Here is a 23,453-nt window from a genome sequence, read left to right on the forward strand (position 1 = left end):
ATCCGCCGGGTCATGGATTGGCATGTTATTCAGGAGCGAAGCCGTGCACGCACGGCGTGACAAGGAGTTGGGCAGTGTGCTGCTGGTGGCGCCCGTGCCCCTGCGCTGGGCGGCACTTGCTGCGCTGCTGTTCAGCGTGCTGTTGATCGTGTTTCTGACCTGCGCCAGCTACACCCGCCGCGCCACCGTGACCGGTGTGCTGGTACCCCAGGGGGGCCTGATCAAGGTGTTTGCGCCGCAGGCGGGGGTGGTGCAAGGCCTGGCCGCAGTCGAGGGGCAGACCGTCGAGGCGGGCGCGACATTGATGGCACTAGGCAGTGACCTGTATGCCGAGGCCGGTGGCGCGCAGGTCGCCATCAGCCGTTTGATCAAGCGCCGTAACGATAGCCTTGCCGAGGAGATCGCCACTACCCGGGCGCTGCACCTGCAAGAGCTGGAGGGCAAGCGACGGCGCCTGGCCGTGCTGGAAAGCGAGCAGCACAAAGTCGTCACCCAGATGGACATCAGCCGCCAGCGCCTGGGCCTGGCTCAGGGCATCGCCGCACGCTACGCCGACCTGCAGCGCCAGGACTACGTGTCCCGCGACCAGCTTCAGGAAAAGCAGGATGCGGTGCTGGAAGTGCGCCTGCGCAGCGAGGAACTGAGCCGTTCATTGTTGTCGTTGCGCAACGATATTGCGACGTTGCGCGCCGAGCTTGCCGAGTTGCCGTTCAACCAGGGCAAGCAATTGGCTGAGCTTGAGCGGCGCTTGTCGCAGAGCCAGGGCAGCCTGCTGGAAAGCGAAGTCAAACGCCAGGTGGTGATTACCGCGCCGGCCAGTGGCGAAGTGACGGCCATTGGCGTGGTCAATGGCACCCGCGCCGACAGTAACAGGCCGTTGCTGAGCATCGTGCCCAAGGATGCCCAGCTGTATGCCGAACTCTATGTGCCCAGCCGCTCGGTGGGCTTCGTGCGCCCTGGGGATGCGGTACTGCTGCGTTATCAGGCTTATCCCTATCAGCATTTTGGCCTGGCCCGCGGCACTGTGGCGTCGGTGTCGCGCAGTGCGCTGCCGGCCGATGAAATCATGTCCGTGGGCGGCGTCTCCGAGCAGCAGCGCGAACAGGGCCCGTTGTACCGGGTCAGGGTCACCCTCGAACAACAAAGCATGCTCGGGCGCGGATTGAACGAGCGCTTGCGCTCGGGCATGCAACTGGACGCAGACATCCTGCAGGAGAACATGCCTCTCTATGAGTGGCTGCTTGAACCCCTGCGCGGCATAGGGAAACGCCTTTGAATATTCGCCAATCGCTGGCCTTCGGCATCGGTCGCAAGCTGCCCATGGTGCTCCAGGCCGAAGCCGCCGAGTGCGGCCAGGCCTGCCTGGCGATGATCGCCGGTTACCATGGCCAGCACCACGACCTGTTTTCGCTGCGCCAGAAGCTGTCGCCGTCAATGAAGGGCGCAACCCTCAAGCAACTGATGGCCATGGCCGCTCAGTTGGGCCTGGCCAGCCGGCCGTTGCGCCTGGAGCTGCAAGCGCTGGGGCAGTTGCGATTGCCCTGTGTGCTGCACTGGAACTTCAACCACTTCGTGGTGCTCAAGGAGGTCGGGCCGCGCGGGGTAATCCTGCACGACCCGGGACGCGGGGTGTGCAAACTGTCGTTCGATGAAGTTTCGACGGCGTTCACCGGCGTGGCCCTGGAGCTGTGGCCTCAGGGCGACTTCCAGCCGGGGCCGGCCAACCCACCGCTGCGTTTGCGCCAGCTGCTGGGCCGGGTGCAAGGCTTTGCCGGGGTGCTGAGCCATGTGCTGTTGCTGGCGGCGGCGCTGGAGCTGTGTATTGTGCTCAGCCCGTTTTTTTTGCAAACGGTGATCGACAAGGTGCTGGTCAGCGCCGACCTCGACCTGCTGGCGGTCCTGGCGATCGGTTTTGGCTTGCTGCTGCTGATGCAGCAAACCCTGGCACTGGCCCGCTCCTGGGCCTTGATGTACCTGGGCACCCTGCTCAGCAGCCAATGGCAGATCAATGTATTCAGTCACCTGGTGCGCTTGCCCGTGGCCTTTTTCGAGCGTCGCCACCTGGGCGATATCGTGTCGCGCTTCGGCTCGCTGAAATCGATCCAGCACACCCTGACCACCTCGTTTGTCGAGGCCTTGCTCGATGGCCTGATGACCTTGGTGACCTTGGGTCTGATGTTCGCCTACAGTCCGCCGCTGGCGCTGATCGCCCTGCTGGCCATGGTTATCTATGCACTGGCGCGCTGGGCCTGGTTCGGCCCGTTGCGCCGCGCCAGCGAAGAGCAACTGGTACACGCCGCCCGGCAGCAGAGCTACTTTCTGGAAAGCATGCGCGGGGTGCGCACCATCAAGTTGTTCGGCCATCAGGAGCAGCGCGCCAGCACCTGGGGCAGCTTGCTGGTCGAGGAAATCAACGCCGGCCTGCGCCCGCAGAAACTGGAGTTGGCCTATCGCGCCTTCAACGGCCTGTTGTTTGGCCTGGTGACGTTGCTGGTGATCTGGCTCGGCGCAAGGCTGGTGCTCGAGGGCCAGTTCAGCGCCGGGATGCTTATCGCTTTCAACGCTTACAAGGAGCAGTTCAACAGCCGTGTGGCCGGGCTGATCGACAAGCTGGTCGATGTGCTGATGCTGCGCCTGCATGGCGAGCGCCTGGCCGATATCCTGCTGCAGGTACCCGAACACAGGCAGTTCCCGGCCGCCGGCGACAGCGACGCCGATGAGTGTGTACCGAGCCTTGAAGTACGCCAGCTCAAGTTCCGCTACGGCGAGCATGAACCCTATGTGCTGGATGAGGTGTCGGTGCGCATCGAGGCCGGGGATTCACTGGCGATTGTCGGCCCCTCGGGCGGCGGCAAGACCACCTTGCTCAACGTCATGCTCGGCATCCTCACGCCCAGCAGCGGCAGCGTGTTGCTCGACGGCGTTGCCATCGATAGCCATAACCTGGACCGCCTGCGGCGGATCAGCGCCACGGTGTTGCAGGACGATGTGCTGTTCGCCGGCTCGATTGCCGACAACATCAGTTTTTTCAGTGCCGAAGCCAACCCGCGCTGGGTCGAGCAGTGTGCGCGCATGGCTGCGGTGCATGATGACATCGCGCAGATGCCCATGGCCTACAACACCCTGGTGGGCGACATGGGCACGGTACTGTCGGGTGGGCAGAAGCAACGAATCTTGCTGGCGCGGGCCCTGTACCGGCGGCCCAAGCTGCTGTTTCTCGATGAAGCCACCAGCCACCTCGACATCGCCAGGGAGGCGGCGGTCAACCAGGCGCTGCAAGCGCTGAACATCACCCGCATCATTGTCGCTCATCGCCCCGATACCATCCGCTCGGCGCGCCGGGTGCTGGCGCTCGACAACGGCCGGGTGGTCTATGACGGCCCGCTGATCGAGACGGATGAGCACGCGCCAGCCGAGTCGGGCGAGATTATCCGCGGTGCGGCGTCGTCGTCATGAACCGGCACCTGCTCAGCCTGTGTCTGGCAGGGTTGCTGGCAGCCAGCCTGGCTGCGCCGGGCTGGGCCGCCGAACCGCTTGATGCCTGCCCCGGTCGCGTGCAACTGGACGAGCCGCTGGGGTTGTCCACGGCAGTCGCCATTGCCCTGTGCGCCGATCCTGAGGTGCGCGAAGCCTGGCTGTCGCAGCTGAGCAGCCAGGCCAACCTCGATGCCGAGCACTCGGCGTACTGGCCGACCGCACAAGCCCAGCTCAGCAGCGGGCGGGCGAGCCGCAAGACACGCTATGACAACTTTCCCGAAGCGGACTCAACCTTGAACACCCGCACCAACAGCTATGGCGTGAACCTGAGCTGGGTGCTGTATGACTTTGGCCTGCGGGCGGCGAAAGTGGAGGGGGCCCGCCAGTTGTTGAATGCCGCCGCCAGCAGTCGCGTGGAAAAAATCCAGGCAACGGTGCTTGACACCAGCAAAGCCTTCTACCAGGTCCAGGCCAACGCCGCGTTGCTCGAGGCCAAGCGCAGCGCCGAATCGCTGGCGGCCAACAGCCTCAAGGCGGCCACGGCCAAATACCAGGCCGGGGCCGGCGAGCAGACCGACCGCTTGCAGGCCCAGACCACTCATGAGCAGGCGCAGCTCGAACGGGTGCTGGCCGAGGGTGAATACGCGGCGGCCCAGGGGGCCCTGGCCAGCGCGCTCGGGCTGTCACCCTCGGCGCCGCTGAAGCTTACGGCCTTGAACGAGCCAGCGGGGCAGGAGGGCGAGTTCATGGCCAGCGTCGATGCCTTGATGGCGCAAGCCAGGACCCTGCACCCGGCCATCGAAAAGGCTCGCGCCGAGTGGTCCGCCACCCGCGCCAAGGCAGATCAAGCGCGTGCCGAGGGGCGCCCGAAGGTGTCGCTGTTCAGCAGCTACCAGCAGGAGGACACACCGATCGACCAGGTGTCGACGCGCCAGCAGATCGAGACCTGGAGTGTCGGGGTGCAGATCACCGTGCCGCTCTTCGATGGCTTTCTTAGCCGTCGTCGTGCCCGTGCCGCCGACTACGAAGCCGGTGCCCGCGAGCAGGCGGTGGAGCAGGCCGAGCGCACGGTCGCCCTCAACGTCTGGAAGAGCCGCCAGGCTCTGGATGCGCGCACCCGGGCGCTGGCGATCAGCCGTAGTTTTGTCGCCAGCGCCGGGCAATCCCATCAGGTGGCATTGGGGCGTTACAAGGCCGGGGTGGGCAGCATCATCGAGCTGCTCAGGGCACAGAACGATCTGGCCATCGCCGAGCAGCGGCGCGTGGAGTCGCTGGTCAACTGGTACACCGCCCGGTTGCAACTGGCAGCGGATCTGGGGCAGTTGAATGGCGCGTTGTGAGCTTGCCGGTGCATGAAGCCGCTAGTGGTAACGCCCTCGGCAGGCATCCAGCGCGTTCAGCAGGTACTCTTCGGGTATTGAATATTGCTCAAGATCCTCTACAGGCAGCGCCTGGCCTTCGTCGGTTTCCACCAACAGCAGCGCCAGCTGTTTTTGCTGGAAGAAGGCCAGGATGTCGCGAATGTCGCTGTCGCGCTGCAGATGGTCATTGCCGTAAAGGTCAGCACTATAGAAAAAGCCCTGCGCGCCGAGGGCCAACAGCTTGCGGGCGCCGCTGATCGACATGTTCAGCCGTTGATGCAAAAACACGGCGATTTCCAGGTCACGGGTGGGTGAGGCGCAGGCAATGCTGATTCTGGTCATGCTGTATAAATCCTCACGTATGTGCGCTGTCTTCATGACTAGAATCAACCTGCCATTCACCAACCGTGGAGAACCAGGATGAGCAATAAAACAACCATCTGCCTCTGGTACGACGGCACCGCGCTGGAGGCTGCGACCTTTTACGCGCAAACCTTCCCCGACAGCAAGGTCGGTGCAGTGCATCGGGCGCCGGGCGACTTTCCCTCAGGCAAGGAGGGGGATGTGCTGACCGTGGAGTTTACCGTGTTGGGCATCCCCTGCGTGGGGTTGAACGGCGGGCCGATGTTCCAGCATAACGAGGCGTTCTCGTTCCAGGTCGCAACAGAAGACCAGGCCGAAACCGATCGCTTGTGGAATGCCATTGTCGGCAATGGCGGCCAGGAAAGCGCCTGCGGCTGGTGCAAGGACAAGTGGGGGCTGTCGTGGCAGATCTCGCCACGGGTGCTGGTCGAGGCGGTGACCAGCCCAGACCGTGCTGCGGCCAAGCGCGCCTTCGAGGCGATGATGGGGATGCGCAAGATTGATATTGCGGCGATTGAGGCGGCGGTCAGGGGTTGAACTGTGGGAGCTGGCTTGCCAGCGATCGAGCGCGCAGCGGTCGTAGTCCGGTCAGCACTTGATGTATTGACTGGACTGGCCTCATCGCTGGCAAGCCAGCTCCCACAGGGATCCTATTGCAGCTAACCGCTGTGCCCTCAGAAACCCAAGGTCGCTGACACCAGGTAGGTGCGCGGCGTCGACAAGGTCAACCCCGCTTCGCTGTCATCGGAGGCGCACGCCGAGGCCCAGTAGCGGTCATCCAGCACGTTCTCGACACTGGCGCGCAGGGTGATGTCCTTGTCATCGACCTTGAAGGCATAGCGTGCACCGAGGTCGTAGCGCTCCCAGCCGTCGATCTGCTTGCTGTTGGCCTGGTCCAGGTATTGCGAGCTGGAATGCAGGCCGCGGGCCGTCAGGGTCAGGCCGGCGAGGGCAGGCACGTCATACTCGGCGCCCAGGCTGACGTTGTACTCCGGCGTTGCCGGGGCGCGGTTGCCGTCGAAGCTGCCGCCGACGGTGTCGGTCAGTTCGCTGTCGATGTACATCACCCCACCCAGCAGGCGAAAGCCCTTGAGCGGCTCGCCAAACACATTGAGCTCGACGCCTTTGTTTTCGCGCTTGCCGTTGGGCCCGAACACCCGGGTGCTGGCATTGGTCTCGTAAGCCGGCTGCTTGATGCGAAAGGCGCTGGCGGTCAGGGCGAAGCTGCCCAGGTCATACTTGGCACCCACCTCCACCTGGCGGCTGATGAACGGTGCAAAGATCTGGTCTTCGTTGATCGAGGTCGACGGGGCGATCTTGCCCTGGCTCAGGCCTTCCATGTAGTTGGCATACAGCGAGAGCTGGTCGGTGAGCTTGAACAGGATGCCGCCCGAGGGCGAGACCTTCTCTTCGTCATAGGCGGTGTCGCCCTTGATGCCATCGCTCCAGTCATCGACCTGGACCCGCTGCCAGCGCGCGCCGAGGGTTAGCAGCAGGCGCTGGTCGAAAAAGCCCAGGGTGTCGGACAGCGCCACGCCGCTGAAGCGGTTCTCGGTATAGACCTTGGGGTCCGAGCGCAGCAGGGGGCCGGGAGTAGGGGTAGGGCGCGGGTTGTAGAGGTTGCTCGGGCGTGCCGCATAACGCCCGCCGCCGTTCTCGAAATCCATGTAGAAGTCGTTGGCGGCGAGGTTGACCTCGTGGCTCACCGGGCCGGTTTCGAACCAGTTGCGCAGGCCGGCGGTGGCGGTGCGCACGTTCTCGTCGCGGGTGAAGTCGCGCGGCTGGACGCTGAAGTCACCGGCATCGTTGGAGACCGGCACGTTGTGGCGGAGGAAGTCATGGTTGCTCTTGCGCGCGCCGACGGCGCCGTAGGCCATCAGCGAGTCGTTGATATCGAATTCGGCGTTCACCGCGCCGAAGGTATCGTTGGTGCGCGCCTTGCTCCAGGCCTGGGCGTAGTTGCGTCGCACCTCCTCGGCATCCGGAACCTTGGCATTGGCGCCGACGATCACCCGCTCCTGGGGCGCATCGGTGTTGCGCTCGGTATGGCCGATATCGGTGGACAGGCGCAGCCGCTCGCCGCGAAAGTCCAGGCCGAGCACGGCCATCTCGCGGTCGACGCTCTGCTGGTCCCATTCGGTGTCGCCCGATTGCTTGACGCCGTTGAAGCGCAGGCCGAACTTGCCGTCCTCACCAAAACGCCGGCCGATGTCCACGGCGCCGCCGACCTGGCTGTCGGAAGCGTAGCTGCCGGTAAACTCGGTGATCGGTTTGTCGCTGGCGCGCTTGGGCACCACGTTGATGCCGCCGCCGACGCTGCCGCGTGGCGAGATGCCGTTGATCAGCTGGCTGGGGCCTTTGATGATGTCGACGCGGTCGGCCATTTCCATGTCGATGGAGTAGGTCGGCAGGATGCCATACAGGCCGTTGTAGGCGACATCGCTGTTGAACAGGCTGAAGCCGCGAATGGTGAACTGCTCGAAGCGCCCGCCAGCCGGGTTGGTGGCGCGCACCGACGGATCGCTGGCGATCAGGTCGCCGAGGGTCCGCGCCTGCTGGCCCTTGATCGCCTCGCGGGTGTAGGTGGTCATGCTGAAGGGGGTTTCCATGAAGTCGCGCGAGCCGAGCAAGCCTTGCGAGCCACGGCGGGCGACCTGGCCACCGGCATAGCGTTGGCCATCGTCGTCAGCGCCGCTGTGGGCACCGAGGATGCTGGTCGGGGCGATTTCCACGGCGTCGCCGCTTTGCGGTGCCGGCACCAGGGTATAGGCGCCTGCCGCCACCGGTTGCAATTGCAGGCCCGAGCCCTGCAGCAGCCGGGCAAACCCTTCATCGACGCTGAAACTGCCGCTCAAGCCGGCACTGCGCTGGCCATTGACCAGGGCCGGGTCCACCGACAGGCTGACCCCGGCCTGGGCGGCAAAACGGGTCAGCGCCGCGCCCAGGTCGCCAGCCGGCACCTGGTAGCTGCGGGTGGCGCTGTCGGCCAGCGCGCACAGCGGGGCCAGCGACGCCAGGCCGAGCATCAGGCACAGGGTCGGGGACGAAAACGAAGACGCCAGGCGCGTTCGGTGGCGTGTCAGTGCGGGCATTGTTGCGCTCTCTTTTGGGTTCACATGCCCTTGATGACAAGCGAGCGAACAAAAGGGGACAGGGCTTTTCGCAAATCATGCCACGCATGACGACGGCGGGTCTGCTCGCTGATCAGGCCGGGGCGTACGGGGCGTAGTCCAGGTAACCCTTGGCGCCGCCACCGTAGTAGGTGTCGCGATCCGGCGCGGTCAACGGCCAGCCGTTTTTCAGGCGGGCAACCAGGTCGGGGTTGGCGATGAACGGCTGGCCAAAGCCCGCCAGGTCGATCAAGCCTGCGTCCACCAGGTCCTGGGCACGCTCCAAGGTCATGTCCCCGGCCAGGATCAGCGCGGTCTGGCCCAGTTGCGCCTTGCACTGCGCCAGCAGCTCACGCAGTGCCTGCTCCTGGGCCACCGCGCCTTCGCTGGCGAGGAAGAAGTGGGTCTGGTCCATCACATGCACATAGGCGATGCCGCGTTGACCCATGCCGGCGCAGAGGGCCGAGTAGGTCTCGTCGATTTGCGCGTAGATTGGCATGTCGAACAGCTGGCCGTACGGCGAGATGCGGATGCCGACCTTGTCGGCGCCGATGCGCCTGACGACGGCATCGACCACCTCAAAAACGAAGCGCAGGCGGTTTTCCAGGGTGTCTGCGGCGTAACGGTCGCTGCGATCGTTGACCAGCGGGTTGAGGAACTGCTCGATCAAGTAACCGTTGGCGCCGTGGATTTCCACGCCGTCAAAGCCTGCGGCAACGGCGTTGGCGGCGGCCTGGGCGAAGTCTTCGACTACCCGGCCGACTTCTTCAGTGTTCAGCGGGCGCGGTGTCGAGGTCGGGACAAAACCGGGCTCGCCACTGTCGGTATAGCCGAAGGCAATCGCGCCCTGGGCGACCTTGCTGGTGGCGCTGACCGGGGCCTGGCCATCGCGCTGGATCGAGGTGTGCGATACCCGGCCGACATGCCACAGCTGGGCAAAGATCTTGCCGCCGACGCTGTGCACCGAGTCGGTCACCAGCTTCCAGCCCTGGACTTGCTGCTCGGTGAAAATGCCCGGGTTGAACAGGTAACCCTGGCCTTCGCGGGAAATTGGCGTGCCTTCGGAGACGATCAAACCGGCGGTGCCGCGTTGGGTGTAATGCAGGGCGATCTGTTCGGTGGCGATGTCTTCGGGGGCGCGTGAGCGAGTCATGGGCGCCATGACGAAACGGTTGCTCAGTTGCAGCGAGCCGAGGTCATAAGGGGCAAACAGGTCATTCATGAGTGGGGCCTCTCGGTGGAATGGCGCCATCCTAGGGTCTTGCGAAAACAGCTACAATCGAGGCAAATGGCAAAACACTATTGCTGTAACAGCAATATGTGCGCCTATACTGGGCGGATTTCCCGTTGCAGGAGCTGCCCATGCACCTCAAGGCCCACCGCTTTTTCGCCATGGTGGCGGTAACCGGCAGCTTCTCCGCCACCGCCCGGCACTTTCAGGTGCCGGCCTCATCGGTGTCACGCTTCATCGCCGCGCTCGAGCGCGAGGTCGGGCAGCAGTTGCTGTACCGCAACACCCGTGCGGTCAAGTTGACTGACGCCGGCGAGCGCTATTACCTGCAGATTCGCGAAGTGCTGGAGCTGCTGGATGCCGCCGACGAATCGATCAGCGGCAAGACCGGCGACATTCGCGGCCTGGTGCGGATCAACGCGCCGGTGGCCTTCGCCCATTTGCACATCGTCCGGCTGCTCAATGGCTTGCATGAGCAGTACCCGGAGCTGACCGTTGAACTGACGGCCACCGATGCCTATATCGACCCGGTGCAGGAGGGCGCCGACATCACCTTCCGCGTCGGCCACCTGGAGGATTCTGGATTGATCGGGCGGCAGATCTGCACCCAGCGGTATGTGCTGTGCGCAAGCCCCGATTACCTGCACAGATATGGCCAGCCGACGTCCGCGCAGGACCTTCGCCAGCATTGCTGCCTGGTCTACAAAGGCACCGGCGGGGCGCAGCGCTGGCACTTGCGCCGCCCGGGCAGCGATACCGTTGAAGTGGTCGACGTGCACGGGCCGCTGCGCAGCAACAATGCCCAGGTGCTGGTCGAGGCGGCCCTGGCCGGACGGGGCATCGTGTTCTTTCCGTCCTGGCTGTTCAGCAAGCACAGCTTTACCAGCAAGGCTCTGGTGCAACTGCTGCCCGACTGGGAAGGCGCCGTGGAGGCGACGCCGAGCCAGATCCACCTGCTGTCACCGGAAAACCGCCTGCGCTCGCAGAAGGTGCGGCGGGTGTGGGACTACTTTCTCGACGCCATCGGCACGCCGCCGTATTGGGATGACCTGGGCGCTTGAGTCAACCCTTGGCGCGCCAGGTCACTGGCCAATAGTCCTCGTTGATGCTGTCGCAGCGCCACATGGTCCGGCGGTCCTTGAGCTGCATGGCCGTACCGTCGTATTGCCAGATCGAGCTATCGCCGCAGTCCTTGCCCATCTCGCGGAAAATCTTCAACTGGCCGCTGACCGGGTTGAAGCTGATCAACCCGTACAGGTCAGGGGCAAAATCAGCCTCGGGGGCCGCTTTGAGCTCAAGCGGCGTCGCCTGGTAAGGCGCCGTACGCGAGACGCGGTAGAGGCTGTGGTTGCAGCCGTCCTCGGCACAGCCGTAGCGCAGGCGCACCAGGGCGTGAGCCGGGTCCAGGGGGTAGACCTCGGCCTGGGCCTGCCAGTTTTGATGGGGCGCAGCGCTCAGTTCGTCTTTGCTCAAGGCGATCATGTAGTCGCCGATGGCCTGTTGCTCGGCCTCGTTCAAGGCCGGTGCCAGGGTGAAACGCGGCAGTTTGGGAGTGGCCGGGGCCGGCGGCACGCGGCTGTCCGGCTGGTAGCCGGGGCGCACGAAGGCGCTGGGGTGGCCGATGCGCCCTTGCACCGAATCCATTAGCAGCAGGGTGGCGCTCAAGCCCTGCAGCGATACCCGGCGTTCGCCAAAGTTGCTGTTGGAACTCAGGGTGTCGCTGTTGCGCAGCTCGCGCAGCTTCTCAATGGCGGCGTCGTTTTCCAGATAATAGTACTCACGGCCCTTCGAGCCGTATTTCCAAGGTTCGGTGGGGTGGCCATCGAGGTGAAATTCGTAACGCAGGGCGACGTCGTCGTAGCTGATCGCACTGACCCGGGTGCTGCCCTTGGCGCCGGCTTCGCGAACGATGTACAGGCCCATCCCCGGGTTGTCGGTGCTGCCCGACACCGCGGTGCAGCGGCGGGTGTTGTCGCAGGCTACCCGCCAGTCCTGGAATACCCGGGTCAAGGGCACCTGTTCCGGCGTTGCGGCCAGGGTCAAAGCGGGTAACAGGGTAAGGGCCAGCCAGGTCCATCTTGCTGAAAGCATCGTGCATTGATCCTGCGGTGTCGGTGAAGAGCGGCATGATCGCACCTTGGTGGTAGTCTGGCAGCTGTTTAGGGTCAACCAGAGCAGGAAGCCTTGTGATCGCCATCCGTCCCGTTTTACCCCATGAATGGCCAACCTACCGCGACCTGCGCCTGCAGGCATTGCAGGATTCGCCGGATGCGTTTGGCAGCACCTTCGCAGCAGAGTCGCAACGAACCGATGAAAACTGGGCGGCGCGGATTGCGGCGGCCCATGCCAGTGGCAACGACCGGGCGTTTTTCGCGGTTGATGGCGACGTGGTATGCGGGCTGGTCTGGTGCAAATTGTCCGCCGCCGAGCCGGGTGTGGCTGACATCTATCAGATGTGGGTCGACCCGGCGGCGCGCGGCCTGGGCGCCGGCGGTGCCTTGCTCAAGGCGGCATTGGACTGGGCTACCAGCGTTGCGGTGCGCCGGGTTGGCCTGGGCGTGACCCTCGCCGATAGCCCGGCGATGCGTTTGTACCAGGCCCATGGCTTTCAGCCGATTGGCGCGCCGGAGCCACTGCGCGAGGGTTCCAGCCTGATGTCGCAGGGGATGCAGCGACAGCTGAGCGCTTAATCCTCGAAGCGCCCTGAAGGGTCGCGATCCCGTTCATAGTGCCTGCTGAGCGGGAAGGGCGGCAGCCAGGACTCGCGGCGGAGGGTCCAGCTTTCGTAGGTGGGCGTGAGCAGGTCCGGGGCATCCAGCGAGCCGAGGTTCACTTCGACTTCATCGCCTGAGCGGGCGAACACCGACGAGCCGCAACGGGGGCAAAAATGGCGCCCGGCGTAGTCACGGGTTTCGCCTTCGATGCTGAGCGCATCCTCGGGGAAGATCGCCGAAGCGTGAAACAGCGCGCCGTGGTGCTTGCGGCAGTCCAGGCAGTGACAAAGGCCGACCCGGTAGGGGCGTCCCGAGGCTGCAAAGCGCACGTTGCCGCACAGGCAACCGCCGGTGAAGTGGTCCATGGTGCGTCTCCTGTTGTGTGTTCAGGGCATGGTGTGGGCGCTGGTTGTACTGGACACCTCGCGGGCTAGGCTTCGCAGATTTTGTACAACCCGACACTCATGATCATCAGCATGAACCCAATAAAGATCAGCCTGCCGGAAACAAGCAAACGGCGCCTGAGCTGCCTGGGGAAGTTGTGCAGTTGCGTTGCATCGAGTTGGCCTTGGCGTATATGTTTTTGCGGATAGGCCAGCAAGCCACTGATCATCCCGATAAGCACCCAACGGGAGATCAGGCTTGACGTCCCCCAAACGCGAATTTGCTGCTCAAGCCAGGTGCTGTTTTGCAGCGCTGCAAGTGACCTCTCGAAATTTCGGCCATTTGCGATGCATGCGCTCATCACGATCCCAGTCAACATGATGATCCACGGGCCAAGGATTAGCACTATTTGTACTTCCGGAGGCCATGAGCGAGGGTCAATAGTCATGGGCCTGTCCAGTTGTAGAATAGCTCTCCCGCAAGATCACCGGAGGTGTTGCCAACCACGCTTCCCACATAAGTGCCAATGCCTACCAGAACTATGCCGCAAACGGCGCCGCCGTGCGGTCCGAAGCTTACGCATACCGAAGCGGCGGCTCTGCCACCTGCGTATGCGCCAGCCAACCCGCCTCCAAGTCCGCCCGTGAAGCTGCCGGTCTCGGTAAAACGGATTTTCCTGCATTCCTCAGTCGCTCCAGCTTGACACGCTTTCTGCACCTTCAACCAGGATGCAGTTCCACCCAGTCCAACTCCAACATAGCCACCATACTTGAGATACTTGGCGGTCTTTGCCACCTGTTCCAGATGCGTAGCGTAGCCAGGAATCTGTCCAGCTCCACCAGCGCGGCTCCAGTGGTGAACCAGACTGCGGGTGGAAATCCCCAGGTTCTTGCGTAAGCTCTCGTGGCTACCAAGGCTGAGATGCTTCTTAAGAAAGATACTCCTCAACTGTGCATCAAGCTGCTGGAAGAGCGCGCGCCGGGCATTGAAGAACGCTGGACTATTCAACCTGCCACTGCGATTGAACTCACGCTGGTGTAATTGTTCGATACTGCGCAATGTACCTTCTATCTGTCTCAAGCCCTTCTCCAGCATATCTTTGCCAATACCCATCGATAGACTTGCGGTGCCCAGCATGCCGGCGATTTCGGGCAGGTTGCGCATCATGAAGTCTGCTTCATGGGAAGTGAGCAAGGCCAGGCTTTCGCGTACCTGGGCTGCTGAATTCATTAGTTGGGCTTCTTCGCGCGTGCAGGCACTGTCGATGTCCGGGTCGCCAATGACGAAGATTTCGCCTGCCTTGAAGCCGCTGGCAAAGGTCGGGTTAAGCCGCTGCAGCCGGGCGATCAATTGCGGTCCATGTGCAGTAGTAAGCAATGCCACTACCTGACCGCTAGTCATGCTGCGCGGCACGATGTAGAAGCCGGGCTGCAGCGATTCGGAGGTAGAGGTTATCGAGGGGGCTGGAGAAGCAGTTGAGGGCGGCATCCTTGTCATGCGCAGGTTCCTTGGGCAATGAGGCCCGGAACCTAGCACCAACGCTAGCGGCATAACGCACCGGTGGACGGAATCGGAAATGTCCCACAGTAAAAGCAGATTCGTTTAAGCAGGTGTACGAAAATGCCTATGGGGGCGGGGGCAGTCCAGTTTTCCTAGTAAATAAGATATGACTGTTTGTCGATGTTTGAGTAATTTGCCTGAGGAGGTACTTTGGATTGGGTTAAAAGCGTCATTATTAAAATGACAGAAGTGATAATGTCCGACTGCTCTGACTTGAATGCAATTCTTGATCGTATAAACAAGAGAATGGCGCCGGTCTCAAAAGATCTACGTCACGCCGACAATCGATGTGTCGTTGATTGTACAGGTGAGTTGCTACTTAACCTCGTCGAGCAAAAATATGGGCGCTCGACCTTGGAAGATCACGAAATTTGTACCAGGCCAGCTTTTCTGGACTCTCCAAGATTACGTGTGGGCGTAACTGTGTCTACGACAGATAATCCTGATGTAGTGAATCTCGCTTGTATTGGGACTTTGGTGGAAACTTGGGAGCAGTTTTTTTACGAGCTTGCTCATGAATCTGTACATCTTCTCGGTCCGGCTGACACGAATGTTGTTCCAGTAGCTGCGATTGAGGAGGGTGTGGCAGTTAAATTTGCAGAGGATTTCTATGCTGAATTTATTTTTCCCGTCACAGGAGTCAAACCACTTTATTCTCCGTTAACCTCCCCGAGGAGTGTGTACTTCAAAGCTCATCAGAGTGTCAGTAAAATGCCTGATAGGTTATTGAAAGATGTTAGGCGTGAGTTTGAAAATTTCCATTTGGTGAGTAATCCTGGATTCTATGATATGGCGAAAAATTTATTACATTGGAGGAGGCGGAGATGCTGACTTCGCCATTCGACTACAGAGCGTTCTGAACCTGCTATAGAGCAAAATTGGAATTTTGCTTCGGGTTTGAGTGACGGGGTCTGAGGACGTCAGGTTCTGTACGAAACTCTTTGAAACCGCTGTTGCCGCACCTGAACACTGAGATTCGGAAGAGTGCGGGCCCATTGAAGGCAGGAGGCCAGGATGGTTAAGTGGTACGAAATTCCTGATGCAGCCTGGGAGCTGGTTGCTGAGCTCTTTGAACAGCCCCGCCGCAACGGTCGGCCGAGAGCCGATGACCGCTTGATGCTCAGTGCTTCTGGGTGTTTTACTCAGGCGCCGCGTGGCGCGAAATATCCGATCGCTTCCGCCCTTGGTCAACGGTCTACCAACGGTTTCGGGATTGGCGTAACCAAGGAACGTTCAACCTGATGCACAAGCGGCGGCACATCAAGCTGAACGAGCAAAGATTGATCGACCTGGAAACCTGGATGATCGACTCCACTGCTGAACGCGTAACCCGAGCCTCATCTGGCGCCGGGAAAAAAGGGGGCCTGATGAGCCCTCAGATCACGCACTAGGTCGCAGTCTCGGAGAGCTGACGACCAAGATTCATATGCTTTGCGACGCTAATAGCGTACTTCCCGGCAACGCAACATCATCGAACGCATGTTCGGCTGGATGAAAGAAAACCGCCGCATTGTGACACGCTTCGACAAGCTCGCGAAAAACTACGGAGCGATGGTCTCGTTAGTTTGTGCTATGCGGTGTTTGCGAAATTACTTTTAGTACAGTGCCTAGTCAATAACCCTGCAGGAGCGGGCCTTGCCCCGCAATGCGATGTAGCTGACAGAACGCTATCGCGGGGCAAGCCCGCTCCTGCAAAGTCAGTACCCGGTCATTTCCAGATAGCCCTTGCCGCTCACACTTCCACTAAAGTGCACGGGCCCTTCCCAGTACGGAAAACGCGTAGACATCCACGCGTTCGGCTCCAGCGCATCGACCTGCACATCCACGTCATGCGCCGGCACCTGCACGCGCCAGCGGGTAGGCACCTCGCGGCCGTTTTCCTGCTTGCCCCAGGCCAGCTCCTGCAACTGGATCTGTTCACCCTGCAGTGCCTGGGCGCGACCCTCGGCACTGATCCAGGTACCTGCGCGGTAGGGTGTGCCTTGGGTCTCGCGCACGCGAAACAGCATCAGTTTGGCGCCGCTGTCCAGGTGCAGGGAAAACCAGTCCCAGCCCGACTGCCCGGACGCCAGGGGCTGGCTGCTCCATTCGCGGTCGAGCCAGGCACTGCCGGTCACCGCAAGGCGTTGGCCGTCGCGTTCGACCTCGCCGCTGACCCGGTAGAACGGCTGGCTGTAATAGTACGACGCCTGGCCCTTGCCGGATTTTTCGCTGTAGCCCTGGGTGCCATGCAGCACCAGCGGGCCAGTGCTGACCAAGTTCAGGGTGTAGTTGAAGCCCTTGCCGTTGGCGGTCATTTGCAAGCGTGCGAGGTCGTTGCTGCCCTGCAATGACCAATCGTTGATCCAGGCCCGAAACGGCGTGGCTTCGACGCCCGCCTGGCCAATGCCACCGCGCGCCAGGGTTTCGCTGGACTGATGGCCGCCAGGGCCGGTGAGTGCGGCATGGCCCATCCACAGGTTGGGGCTGTTCCAGCCGGTTGTTTCCGGGCCGGGGCGCAGGGCCGAGCGGAACAGCGTCCACTGTGCGCCCCAGTCACGTCCCTGGTTGTCCTTGAGGTTGGCGGTGACGTACCACCACTCGATGCGAAAGCCATTGTGGGCCGCGTGGTCGAGGGGGAACACCAGCGAATGGGCGCGCGTCACCTGGCTGAAGGCAGTGGCGTCCTGGTCCAATCCGGCAAAGCCTTTGGGCGTTGGCGCAGGCTGGTCGCAACCGGCCAGCAGCAACAGGCCGATCAACAGGCAGCGGTTACGCTTCATCGGCGAATTGCCTCAGCAGCGCGCTCGGCTGGCGCCGCGCCAGTTGCCACAACGGCCAGGCGCTGGCCAGCAGGCTGGTCAACAGGCCGAGCAGCGCCAGTTGCAGCAGTTGCGCGGCAAATACATGCAGGGGCAGGCGCCAGCCGAAGGCCTGGACATTGACCACCGCCACCAGGCACCAGGCCAGCAACAGCCCCAAGGGGATGGCCAGGAGCACGGTCAGGCTGCTCAGCATCAGGGTTTGGCCCAGTGACAACCACACCAGCTGGGTGCGCCGCACGCCCAGGGCCCAGAGGGGTGCCAACTGGCCCAGGCGGCTCTGGCTCAGGGTCAGCAGGCTGATGAACAGAGCGACGCCCGCCACCCCCAGGGTCAGGCTGTTGAGCGCCGTGGTGGCGGCGAAGGTACGGCTGAAGATCTCGGTAGACCAGCGTTTCAAGCTGGCTTGCTCGACCACGCGGCTGTCGTCCAGGGCGAAGCGTTGTTGCAGGTCGGCTTTGAGCGGCGCAATACCTTCAGGCGCCAGGTTCAGGCTGATAGTGCTCAGCTTTGCCTCTGGCAGGTGCCCGCGCAGCCAGTCGGCATTGACCAGCAGATGCCCCTTGGGGTTGCCATAGTCGGCATAGATGCCGACCACGGTCATGGCTTGGTTCGGTAGCTGCAGGGGGGCGCCCACCTGCACGCCCAGGCGCCGGGCCAGTTGTTCACTGAGCATCACTGCCCGACCGCTGGCCAATTGCGCCCAGGCCTGCGGGCGTTGTTCCAGCAATGGCCAACGCGCAGGGTAGGCGGGGTGATCGATGATGCCCTGGACTTGAACCGGCCACTGCTGCAAGCGTATTTCTGCACGCCAGCTGGGCAGCAGCACGGTGACTGCCGGTTGCCGGCTTAGCCACTCAGCGATCTGCAGGGCCTGTGTCGTGTCCTGGGGAGTGAGGTAAAGATCGGCAGAGAGGCGCTGGTCGAGCCAAGCGCTGAAGGTCTTGCGAAAACCCTCGGTCATGCTGCCTACGCCGACGCTGGCGGCCAATGCCAACAGTAGCGCCATCAGCGCCAGGCTCAGGGCAGGGAGCTGCTGGCGGCTGTCGGCGACAAACCACTGCGCCAACGGCCCGCGACACAGGCGTGCCAGCCAGGCCAGCGCGCTATCGAGCAGGGCGGGCAACAGCAACGCTGCCGCCAGAAGCAATGTGGCGAGCAGGAGCAAGGCACTGGCCAAGCTGTTGCCCCATTGCCAGCAGCCCAGCGCAACCGCCAGCAACAGCCCGGCCGCCAGCGCCTGGCGGCGCAACCAGGGCCCTTGGGCCAGGCGCCAGGCTTGCGGCTGCGCCAGGGCCAGCAACGGCAAACGGGCGGCGCGCAGCACGCTGCTCACACCTGCGAGCAAGGCACCGAAGACACTCACCACGACCCCCGCCAGCCACCACCAGGCCGGCAGGTTCAGTTGCCCGGCCACCTGGGCGCCGTACAGGCCGCGCAAGCTGGCGGCGACATCAGGTAGCAACAGGGCGGCCAGGCCATAACCGCTGGCGACCCCGGCCAGGCCGCCGAGTACGGCGAAAACACCCAGCTCCAGTACCAGGGCGATCAACAGGGTGCTCAAGCTGATGCCGCAGGCGCGCAGATTGCGAATCAGGCCGCGGCGCTGTTCGAGGGCCAGGCCGATGGCGGCGTGGGCGATGAACAGCCCGACGACGAAAGCCAGCAGGCCGAGGGCGGTGAGGTTTAGGTGAAAACTGTCGGTCAGACGCTGCAGGTCGCCGTCGTCGCTGGGCGCGTGCAGGGTCAGGCGCTCGGCGAATGCTGCCGGCAAGGGCCTGGCCTCATCGCCCACCAGCAATCGCGACAATTGCCCTGGCGCGTGCAACAACGCTTGTGCATGGCCGATATCCACCACGATCACGCCCGGTGCCAACTGCGGCTGCACCACCAGGGGCGGTAACACCTGACCATCACTGCTGGTAGCTCGCCCGGTGGCATCCACACCCAGTTGTCGCAACGTATCGGGGCCTACCCAGGCTTGCCCCGGCATGCCAATGAATGCCTGCAGGTCGAACCCTTGCAGCGAGGTGCCGGCAACGGTCATTGCCGCTGGCAGGCTCAGCGGCTCAATGCCGATCAGGCGCACCGTCAGCGGCTGCTCGCCGGCAAAGCGCAGGCGACCCTCCAGCACCGGCGACAGCTGCCAGCCGAGCTTGCGCAGTTGCAGATACAGCGATTGATCGAAGCGCTCACCGCTACGGGCCACCAGCTGCGCTTGCGCAGGGCCGGCCAGCACCGCACTGGCGCGGGCGTAGTCGGCCCGGGCCTGACTGTTGAGTGCCTGCACCCCGGTCCACAGGGCGGTGGCCAGCCACAGGCCGGTAAAGATGCTGAAAAACTGCAAGCGATGGCGCCGCCAATGGCTCAGCAGTGCCTGCAGGGCAATCAGCAGCGGGCTCATCACAGCGCCTCGCGCTGTATACGCCCGGCATGCAGGACGCAGCGCTGCTCCAGGCGCGCAGCCTGGCGCGGGCTGTGGGTGACCATCAGCAGGCTGCTGCCGGCCTCGCCGACCAGTTGCAGCATCAGCGTCAGTACCTCATCGCTGCTGGCTTCGTCGAGGCTGCCGGTGGGTTCATCAGCCAGCACCAGTGGCGGGCGGGCAGCCAGTGCGCGGCCAATGGCAACCCGCTGCTGCTGGCCGCCGGAGAGTTGCTCCGGGTAGCGCTGCAGCAGGCTGGCGAGGCCAAGGCGGGTGGTCAGGTAGTCCAGCCAGTGCTGCTCACAGCGCGCCGCCAGCCTGGCCTGAAAGGCAAGATTGGCCGCCACATCGAGGCTGCTGATCAGGTTGTACTGTTGGAACACCAGGCCGATGCCTTCCCGCCGCCAGCGTGCCAGGGCGGCTTCTGAACGTCCGTCCAGGGGCTGGCCGTCGATCAGGATGCGCCCGCTGTCGGCACGATCGAGGCCGGCGACCAGGTGCAGCAGGGTGCTCTTGCCGCTGCCGGACTCGCCCATCAACGCCAGGCTGCTGCCTTGGGCCAGGTGCAAGTCGACGCCTTGCAGCACCGGTAGCGGGCCTTGGGCGGTGCTGAAGGACTTGTGCAGGTGTTCGATGACCAGCATTGGACGGTTGTTCCTTGCAAACGCGGACCTGGGTACAGGAATAGCAGTGTTGCCGGGCTTTGCACGAATCACGGTAGGCACCGGCTGGGTTGCGACCGCTTCGCGCTCGATTGCTGGGCAAGTCGGGACGTCGCACCGCAGCCCCCACAGGATTTGGAGTGGTCATGCACCGATGTTTTCGGGCACGATAGCGCGGACTCAATCGCGAGCGTTGTACATGAAGCATGAACTCTGGATGGAGCCGGATGACTGTCAAACCTTCTGCCTGGCCGGGCCCCGCGGTGACAACGCGCGGGCGCTGATGGGCGCCGGCTCAAGGCTTGTGTGGGAAGTCGAAGCTGACAGTTATTTCGACGCAATGAGCCAATACTATGCCTACATGGACTGGGGAGAGTACCGAAGCGACTTTCCCGAGCAGGATAAAACCTCCTACAAAGCGCTTGGCTGGTGTGACCAGGACCAGCCCTGTCAACGCGAGCCGGCATGAACAATCTCCTCGCCAGACTGATCCGCGATTACCAGGCAAGTGTCAGCGCCGCTGTCGAACTCATGCAACGCTCAGGCATCCCGAGACCCTCGAGCGCTATGGCGTGGGTGACGATGGATATCCCCCATCGCGGCGAGCTTGATGGCGGCGTTGGTTACTTCAAGCACGGTTACGGCTGTGCGGTTCACTTGCCCACCGGCCCCGTCGATTTCGACTTTGGCGAGCAGGGTGAGCTCGATGGCTTCGACCTGTGGCGGCTCGCCGGCTTTGCTGAGGGCAGACTGCCTTCGTACGGCTTTGCCGATGAGGATGCACTCAAGGCCTGCTTCAACGCCGAAATAGCGGCCGGTAGCCTAGTGAGTTCGGGCTATATCCTGTTTTACCTGGCGAAAGACCGCTGAGCCAGGTTCGCCGGTCAGGACGTTGCCAGGCAACGGCTGATCAGCTCGCGCAGCCAGCACCGAGGCGAGGAACATGAAGTGCGGCACCGACAGCACGACCCGCTCGGCGGTGATGCCTGTGCTTTGTGGTATCGGGCCTGTATCGTCAGGTGTTTTTAGCGCTCGCTAAAAAGTACGCCACCAGCGCATTGGCATGGCCATGGCCCATACCATGTTCGGCTTTGAGCCAGTTGACCATTTCCATGTGCTTCTTGTCGTTGACCGTGCCAAGTTGGTTCAGCCAGTGGCTGATGGGCTGGCCGTACTTTTTCTCGATGGAGGGGAAGTACGAAGCTGGCCCTTTTACTTTTGTTTCTTCGCTCATGACGCGTGCTTCCTTTTACGTGGATGGAATGGGATGTGACCGAGCTCATCCTCTCGACTCGGCCACCAGCAACAAGGATTGCGGCAGCGGGTTTTGCGGATGCTGCGGCTCCTGCAGGGCGATCAGCCTGAACCCCGCCATGTCCAGGGCATTGATCCAGCTGGACAAGGTGCGCAAGTACCAGGGCATGGGGTGCCATTGGCCCTGAAAACCGGCAAAGGTCTCTTGCCGCCAACCGTCCTGATAGTCGCCTGCAGCGGCCGTCCACGGGTGCAGGGTCTGGATCACCAGGGCGCCGCCGGGGGCGAGCAGGGCGTTCATGGCGCCGAGCAGGGGGATGATGTCCTGGTGCAGCAGGGCGAAGTTGGCGCAGATCAGGTTGTAGTCGCGGCCAATATCTACCTGCGCTTGTGCCAGTGCCTGGTAGCTTGCCAGGTGTACTTGGGCAGCGCCCGCCGCCCGCGCCGCTTCCACCAGGGTCGGGTCGCCATCGACGCCCACGGCATCGATGCCGCGCTTGGCCAGCGCCCGCAACAACCAGCCTTCACCACAGCCGAGGTCCAGCACGCGTTCGGGCTGGCGGCCGAGCACGGCCAGCAGAATGGCCTGATCGGTAACCTTCAGGCGGCTTTCGATGGCGCCGCTGCGGATGGCTTTGATCCAGGCTCGGGCGTTGTGTTGCCAGCTTTGCAAAAGTTCGGTTTCAGGGGCGGGCATTGCGCTCTCCAGTGCGGCGGTACCTGCCCAGTCTAGGCAAACGACCCGGTGCGCACCTCCCCGTTAAGCACATAACGTGCAACCAGCACTCCGCTTGGCGTGCTGCTCGATTGCGCCAGGGTAAATGCCGACGCGTGTGCCTGGTCATCGAACCAGCGCTTGCCACGCCCGAGGATGATCGGGTGGATCAACAGCTGCAGCTCATCCACCAACCCTGCCGCCAGCAATTGGCGCACCAGCTCGCCGCTGCCCTGGGTCAACAAGGTGTCGCCCGCCTGCTGCTTGAGTGTACGGATCGCCTGCGCCAGCTCACCGGCCAGGGCATGGCTGTTGTGCCAGCTCAGGGTGTCGGGATGATGGGTGGCCACATGCTTGGGCACGCGGTTGAACAGGTCGGCGATGAACTGGTCTGCGCTGGCGGTCTGGTGCGGCCAGTAGCCGGCGAAGATGTCGTAGGTGCGCCGCCCCAGCAGCAGTTCGAACGGCTGCGAGAACAGCGTCTGCATGGCCTCGCCGAACGCTAGATCGGCAAACGGCACGACCCAGCCGCCGTAGCGGAAACCGCCGCTGGTGTCTTCTTCAGGCCCGCCCGGAGCCTGGATTACGCCGTCGAGGCTGGTGAACGCGGCAACGATGAGTTTGCGCATGGTCTGCTCCTGATGGGGTGGGTTGAGGGCATGCCTGACCATAGTCGAACCAGGCGCGGCGAAATCGACAGTGCGCTGATCATCTGTGTACTATCGCCACCAGGCCAATGCTGCCTGCCGCTCGCGCCCTCAGGGCATGGTGAAAGCATGTGAACAACTCCCGAACCCTGTCGCTTTTCTTGCAGTCGAGGTTTGGCAACGCGAGCACCTTGTGGCCTCGACTCCAGGAGGAACGATGATTTCACTCGAACAGGCCAAACAGATGGCCAAGCGTCTGCGCGTGTCGCTGCAAGCGCAGAGCCCGCAGCTTTCACATTCAGGCGCGCTGGAGCTGGTGGCGCAGCAGCTGGGTTATAAAGACTGGAACACCGCCGCTGCGTTGTTGCCCCCGGACAGCCCGGCAGCGGCGATCCGCTTCGACAAGCCCATCCCCATTTTGCGCAGTTTCGATGAAACCAAGGCCCGCGAATTCTATTTGGGTTTCCTGGGTTTCAGCGTCGAGTTCGAGCACCGTTTCGAGGCTGACCTGCCGCTGTACCTGGGCATCAGCCGCGATGGCCTGCAGTTGCACCTGTCCGAGCATCACGGTGATGCCAGCCCAGGCGCAACGATCTTCGTGCCCATGCACAATATCGAGCCACTGCGCGACGAGCTGCAGGCCAAGCGCTACGGCTATGGCCGGCCGGATATTGTCGAGCAGGGCTGGGGCAAGGTGCTGGAAGTCTATGACCCGTTTGGCAACCGGATCCGCTTCTGCCAGAGCTGAT

23 protein-coding genes and 1 pseudogene are annotated in these 23,453 nt (G+C 62.9%); 11 read left to right on the forward strand and 13 right to left on the reverse strand.

The window, feature by feature from the left end:
* Positions 1–22 precede the first annotated feature (22 nt).
* Genes PspR32_RS10490 through PspR32_RS10500 form a run of 3 tightly spaced genes read left to right on the forward strand, consistent with a single transcriptional unit; the run spans position 23 to position 4,817 of the window.
* A complete protein-coding gene (locus PspR32_RS10490) occupies positions 23–1,276 on the forward strand; it encodes an HlyD family secretion protein (protein WP_036996088.1) in 1,254 nt (417 codons plus the stop codon).
* A 44-nt stretch (positions 1,277–1,320) separates the two neighbouring features.
* Positions 1,321–3,456, forward strand: coding sequence for a peptidase domain-containing ABC transporter (locus tag PspR32_RS10495; protein WP_442967032.1), 2,136 nt, complete (start codon positions 1,321–1,323; stop codon positions 3,454–3,456).
* On the forward strand, positions 3,453–4,817 hold the full coding sequence (locus PspR32_RS10500; RefSeq protein ID WP_100782242.1) for a TolC family protein: 1,365 nt from the start codon (positions 3,453–3,455) through the stop codon (positions 4,815–4,817). Before PspR32_RS10495 ends, PspR32_RS10500 begins: the two co-directional genes overlap by 4 nt.
* A gap of 21 nt (positions 4,818–4,838) precedes the next feature.
* On the opposite strand, the gene PspR32_RS10505 is transcribed toward PspR32_RS10500, so the two are convergent.
* A complete protein-coding gene (locus PspR32_RS10505) occupies positions 4,839–5,180 on the reverse strand; it encodes a hypothetical protein (RefSeq protein WP_036996086.1) in 342 nt (113 codons plus the stop codon).
* A 78-nt stretch (positions 5,181–5,258) separates the two neighbouring features.
* Here PspR32_RS10505 and PspR32_RS10510 point away from each other — a divergent pair, with 78 nt between their 5' ends.
* Positions 5,259–5,738: a VOC family protein gene (locus PspR32_RS10510; protein WP_100782241.1), complete on the forward strand. Its 480-nt coding sequence runs from the start codon at positions 5,259–5,261 to the stop codon at positions 5,736–5,738.
* Between the two features lie 137 nt (positions 5,739–5,875).
* Here the strand turns inward: PspR32_RS10510 and PspR32_RS10515 are convergent, their stop codons facing one another.
* Complete coding sequence (locus tag PspR32_RS10515; protein WP_159388426.1) at positions 5,876–8,293, reverse strand: TonB-dependent receptor; 2,418 nt, start codon at positions 8,291–8,293, stop codon at positions 5,876–5,878.
* A 112-nt stretch (positions 8,294–8,405) separates the two neighbouring features.
* Positions 8,406–9,533 carry an alkene reductase gene (locus tag PspR32_RS10520; protein WP_159388427.1) on the reverse strand — a complete coding sequence of 376 codons (1,128 nt, stop codon included), beginning with the start codon at positions 9,531–9,533 and terminating at the stop codon, positions 8,406–8,408.
* A 140-nt stretch (positions 9,534–9,673) separates the two neighbouring features.
* On the opposite strand from PspR32_RS10520, the gene PspR32_RS10525 reads away from it, so the two are divergent.
* On the forward strand, positions 9,674–10,603 hold the full coding sequence (locus PspR32_RS10525) for a LysR family transcriptional regulator (RefSeq protein WP_010225615.1): 930 nt from the start codon (positions 9,674–9,676) through the stop codon (positions 10,601–10,603).
* Position 10,604: 1 nt separating this feature from the next.
* On the opposite strand, the gene PspR32_RS10530 is transcribed toward PspR32_RS10525, so the two are convergent.
* Entirely contained in the window at positions 10,605–11,633 is a 1,029-nt protein-coding gene (locus PspR32_RS10530; protein ID WP_159388428.1) for a DUF1176 domain-containing protein, read from the reverse strand.
* 95 nt (positions 11,634–11,728) lie between these two features.
* On the opposite strand from PspR32_RS10530, the gene PspR32_RS10535 reads away from it, so the two are divergent.
* Entirely contained in the window at positions 11,729–12,232 is a 504-nt protein-coding gene (locus PspR32_RS10535) for a GNAT family N-acetyltransferase (RefSeq protein ID WP_159388429.1), read from the forward strand.
* Here the strand turns inward: PspR32_RS10535 and PspR32_RS10540 are convergent.
* From PspR32_RS10540 to PspR32_RS10550, 3 genes are all read right to left on the reverse strand, one after another.
* Positions 12,229–12,621, reverse strand: a complete 393-nt coding sequence (locus PspR32_RS10540) for a GFA family protein (RefSeq protein WP_159388430.1) — start codon at positions 12,619–12,621, stop codon at positions 12,229–12,231. The genes PspR32_RS10535 and PspR32_RS10540 overlap by 4 nt on opposite strands.
* Positions 12,622–12,686: 65 nt before the next feature.
* Positions 12,687–13,088 (reverse strand): hypothetical protein, encoded by a 402-nt coding sequence (locus PspR32_RS10545; RefSeq protein WP_036996078.1) that lies wholly within the window; start codon positions 13,086–13,088, stop codon positions 12,687–12,689.
* Entirely contained in the window at positions 13,085–14,137 is a 1,053-nt protein-coding gene (locus PspR32_RS10550) for a hypothetical protein (RefSeq protein WP_159388431.1), read from the reverse strand. Before PspR32_RS10550 ends, PspR32_RS10545 begins: the two co-directional genes overlap by 4 nt.
* 213 nt (positions 14,138–14,350) lie before the next feature.
* Between PspR32_RS10550 and PspR32_RS10555 the strand changes: the two genes are divergently transcribed.
* Entirely contained in the window at positions 14,351–15,031 is a 681-nt protein-coding gene (locus tag PspR32_RS10555; protein ID WP_159388432.1) for a hypothetical protein, read from the forward strand.
* A 183-nt stretch (positions 15,032–15,214) separates the two neighbouring features.
* Positions 15,215–15,799 (forward strand): annotated as a pseudogene (locus PspR32_RS10560) (IS5 family transposase).
* A 98-nt stretch (positions 15,800–15,897) separates the two neighbouring features.
* On the opposite strand, the gene PspR32_RS10565 reads toward PspR32_RS10560, so the two are convergent.
* The 3 genes from PspR32_RS10565 to PspR32_RS10575 are packed head-to-tail and all read right to left on the reverse strand — an operon-like array spanning position 15,898 to position 20,070.
* Positions 15,898–16,962 carry a lipocalin-like domain-containing protein gene (locus PspR32_RS10565; RefSeq protein WP_159388433.1) on the reverse strand — a complete coding sequence of 355 codons (1,065 nt, stop codon included), beginning with the start codon at positions 16,960–16,962 and terminating at the stop codon, positions 15,898–15,900.
* Positions 16,952–19,405, reverse strand: coding sequence for an ABC transporter permease (locus PspR32_RS10570; RefSeq protein ID WP_159388434.1), 2,454 nt, complete (start codon positions 19,403–19,405; stop codon positions 16,952–16,954). The genes PspR32_RS10565 and PspR32_RS10570 overlap by 11 nt, the downstream gene beginning before the upstream one ends.
* Positions 19,405–20,070, reverse strand: a complete 666-nt coding sequence (locus PspR32_RS10575; RefSeq protein WP_036996073.1) for an ABC transporter ATP-binding protein — start codon at positions 20,068–20,070, stop codon at positions 19,405–19,407. Before PspR32_RS10575 ends, PspR32_RS10570 begins: the two co-directional genes overlap by 1 nt.
* A gap of 217 nt (positions 20,071–20,287) precedes the next feature.
* Here PspR32_RS10575 and PspR32_RS10580 point away from each other — a divergent pair, with 217 nt between their 5' ends.
* Both PspR32_RS10580 and PspR32_RS10585 read left to right on the forward strand, forming a co-directional pair.
* On the forward strand, positions 20,288–20,557 hold the full coding sequence (locus tag PspR32_RS10580) for a hypothetical protein (protein ID WP_100782356.1): 270 nt from the start codon (positions 20,288–20,290) through the stop codon (positions 20,555–20,557).
* The gene (locus tag PspR32_RS10585) at positions 20,554–20,958 is read left to right on the forward strand and encodes a DUF6896 domain-containing protein (RefSeq protein ID WP_036996072.1); all 405 of its coding nucleotides are present in this window, start codon (positions 20,554–20,556) and stop codon (positions 20,956–20,958) included. The genes PspR32_RS10580 and PspR32_RS10585 overlap by 4 nt, the downstream gene beginning before the upstream one ends.
* Positions 20,959–21,103: 145 nt before the next feature.
* Here the strand turns inward: PspR32_RS10585 and PspR32_RS10590 are convergent, their stop codons facing one another.
* Genes PspR32_RS10590 through PspR32_RS10600 form a run of 3 tightly spaced genes read right to left on the reverse strand, consistent with a single transcriptional unit; the run spans position 21,104 to position 22,686 of the window.
* Positions 21,104–21,322 carry a DUF4287 domain-containing protein gene (locus tag PspR32_RS10590; RefSeq protein WP_010225630.1) on the reverse strand — a complete coding sequence of 73 codons (219 nt, stop codon included), beginning with the start codon at positions 21,320–21,322 and terminating at the stop codon, positions 21,104–21,106.
* A 45-nt stretch (positions 21,323–21,367) separates the two neighbouring features.
* Positions 21,368–22,039, reverse strand: coding sequence for a class I SAM-dependent methyltransferase (locus PspR32_RS10595; protein WP_010225631.1), 672 nt, complete (start codon positions 22,037–22,039; stop codon positions 21,368–21,370).
* Between the two features lie 32 nt (positions 22,040–22,071).
* Positions 22,072–22,686 carry a dihydrofolate reductase family protein gene (locus PspR32_RS10600; protein WP_159388435.1) on the reverse strand — a complete coding sequence of 205 codons (615 nt, stop codon included), beginning with the start codon at positions 22,684–22,686 and terminating at the stop codon, positions 22,072–22,074.
* Positions 22,687–22,921: 235 nt separating this feature from the next.
* Here PspR32_RS10600 and PspR32_RS10605 point away from each other — a divergent pair, with 235 nt between their 5' ends.
* Positions 22,922–23,452, forward strand: a complete 531-nt coding sequence (locus PspR32_RS10605; protein ID WP_036996071.1) for a glyoxalase superfamily protein — start codon at positions 22,922–22,924, stop codon at positions 23,450–23,452.
* Position 23,453: the final 1 nt, after the last annotated feature.

It is taken from the genome of Pseudomonas sp. R32 (assembly GCF_009866705.1).
Lineage (GTDB): Bacteria > Pseudomonadota > Gammaproteobacteria > Pseudomonadales > Pseudomonadaceae > Aquipseudomonas > Aquipseudomonas donghuensis.

What these genes read in the sequence shown, in the direction of transcription:
- PspR32_RS10590 (WP_010225630.1), bottom strand. Translation starts at nt 21,322, where the DNA reads ATGAGCGAAGAAACAAAAGTAAAAGGGCCAGCTTCGTACTTCCCCTCC.
- PspR32_RS10550 (WP_159388431.1), bottom strand. Translation starts at nt 14,137, where the DNA reads ATGACAAGGATGCCGCCCTCAACTGCTTCTCCAGCCCCCTCGATAACC.
- PspR32_RS10570 (WP_159388434.1), bottom strand. Translation starts at nt 19,405, where the DNA reads ATGAGCCCGCTGCTGATTGCCCTGCAGGCACTGCTGAGCCATTGGCGG.
- PspR32_RS10605 (WP_036996071.1), top strand. Translation starts at nt 22,922, where the DNA reads ATGATTTCACTCGAACAGGCCAAACAGATGGCCAAGCGTCTGCGCGTG.
- PspR32_RS10515 (WP_159388426.1), bottom strand. Translation starts at nt 8,293, where the DNA reads ATGCCCGCACTGACACGCCACCGAACGCGCCTGGCGTCTTCGTTTTCG.
- PspR32_RS10565 (WP_159388433.1), bottom strand. Translation starts at nt 16,962, where the DNA reads ATGAAGCGTAACCGCTGCCTGTTGATCGGCCTGTTGCTGCTGGCCGGT.
- PspR32_RS10575 (WP_036996073.1), bottom strand. Translation starts at nt 20,070, where the DNA reads ATGCTGGTCATCGAACACCTGCACAAGTCCTTCAGCACCGCCCAAGGC.
- PspR32_RS10490 (WP_036996088.1), top strand. Translation starts at nt 23, where the DNA reads ATGTTATTCAGGAGCGAAGCCGTGCACGCACGGCGTGACAAGGAGTTG.
- PspR32_RS10600 (WP_159388435.1), bottom strand. Translation starts at nt 22,686, where the DNA reads ATGCGCAAACTCATCGTTGCCGCGTTCACCAGCCTCGACGGCGTAATC.
- PspR32_RS10525 (WP_010225615.1), top strand. Translation starts at nt 9,674, where the DNA reads ATGCACCTCAAGGCCCACCGCTTTTTCGCCATGGTGGCGGTAACCGGC.
- PspR32_RS10530 (WP_159388428.1), bottom strand. Translation starts at nt 11,633, where the DNA reads ATGCTTTCAGCAAGATGGACCTGGCTGGCCCTTACCCTGTTACCCGCT.
- PspR32_RS10520 (WP_159388427.1), bottom strand. Translation starts at nt 9,533, where the DNA reads ATGAATGACCTGTTTGCCCCTTATGACCTCGGCTCGCTGCAACTGAGC.
- PspR32_RS10580 (WP_100782356.1), top strand. Translation starts at nt 20,288, where the DNA reads ATGAAGCATGAACTCTGGATGGAGCCGGATGACTGTCAAACCTTCTGC.
- PspR32_RS10510 (WP_100782241.1), top strand. Translation starts at nt 5,259, where the DNA reads ATGAGCAATAAAACAACCATCTGCCTCTGGTACGACGGCACCGCGCTG.
- PspR32_RS10540 (WP_159388430.1), bottom strand. Translation starts at nt 12,621, where the DNA reads ATGGACCACTTCACCGGCGGTTGCCTGTGCGGCAACGTGCGCTTTGCA.
- PspR32_RS10495 (WP_442967032.1), top strand. Translation starts at nt 1,321, where the DNA reads ATGGTGCTCCAGGCCGAAGCCGCCGAGTGCGGCCAGGCCTGCCTGGCG.
- PspR32_RS10585 (WP_036996072.1), top strand. Translation starts at nt 20,554, where the DNA reads ATGAACAATCTCCTCGCCAGACTGATCCGCGATTACCAGGCAAGTGTC.
- PspR32_RS10595 (WP_010225631.1), bottom strand. Translation starts at nt 22,039, where the DNA reads ATGCCCGCCCCTGAAACCGAACTTTTGCAAAGCTGGCAACACAACGCC.
- PspR32_RS10505 (WP_036996086.1), bottom strand. Translation starts at nt 5,180, where the DNA reads ATGACCAGAATCAGCATTGCCTGCGCCTCACCCACCCGTGACCTGGAA.
- PspR32_RS10500 (WP_100782242.1), top strand. Translation starts at nt 3,453, where the DNA reads ATGAACCGGCACCTGCTCAGCCTGTGTCTGGCAGGGTTGCTGGCAGCC.
- PspR32_RS10545 (WP_036996078.1), bottom strand. Translation starts at nt 13,088, where the DNA reads ATGACTATTGACCCTCGCTCATGGCCTCCGGAAGTACAAATAGTGCTA.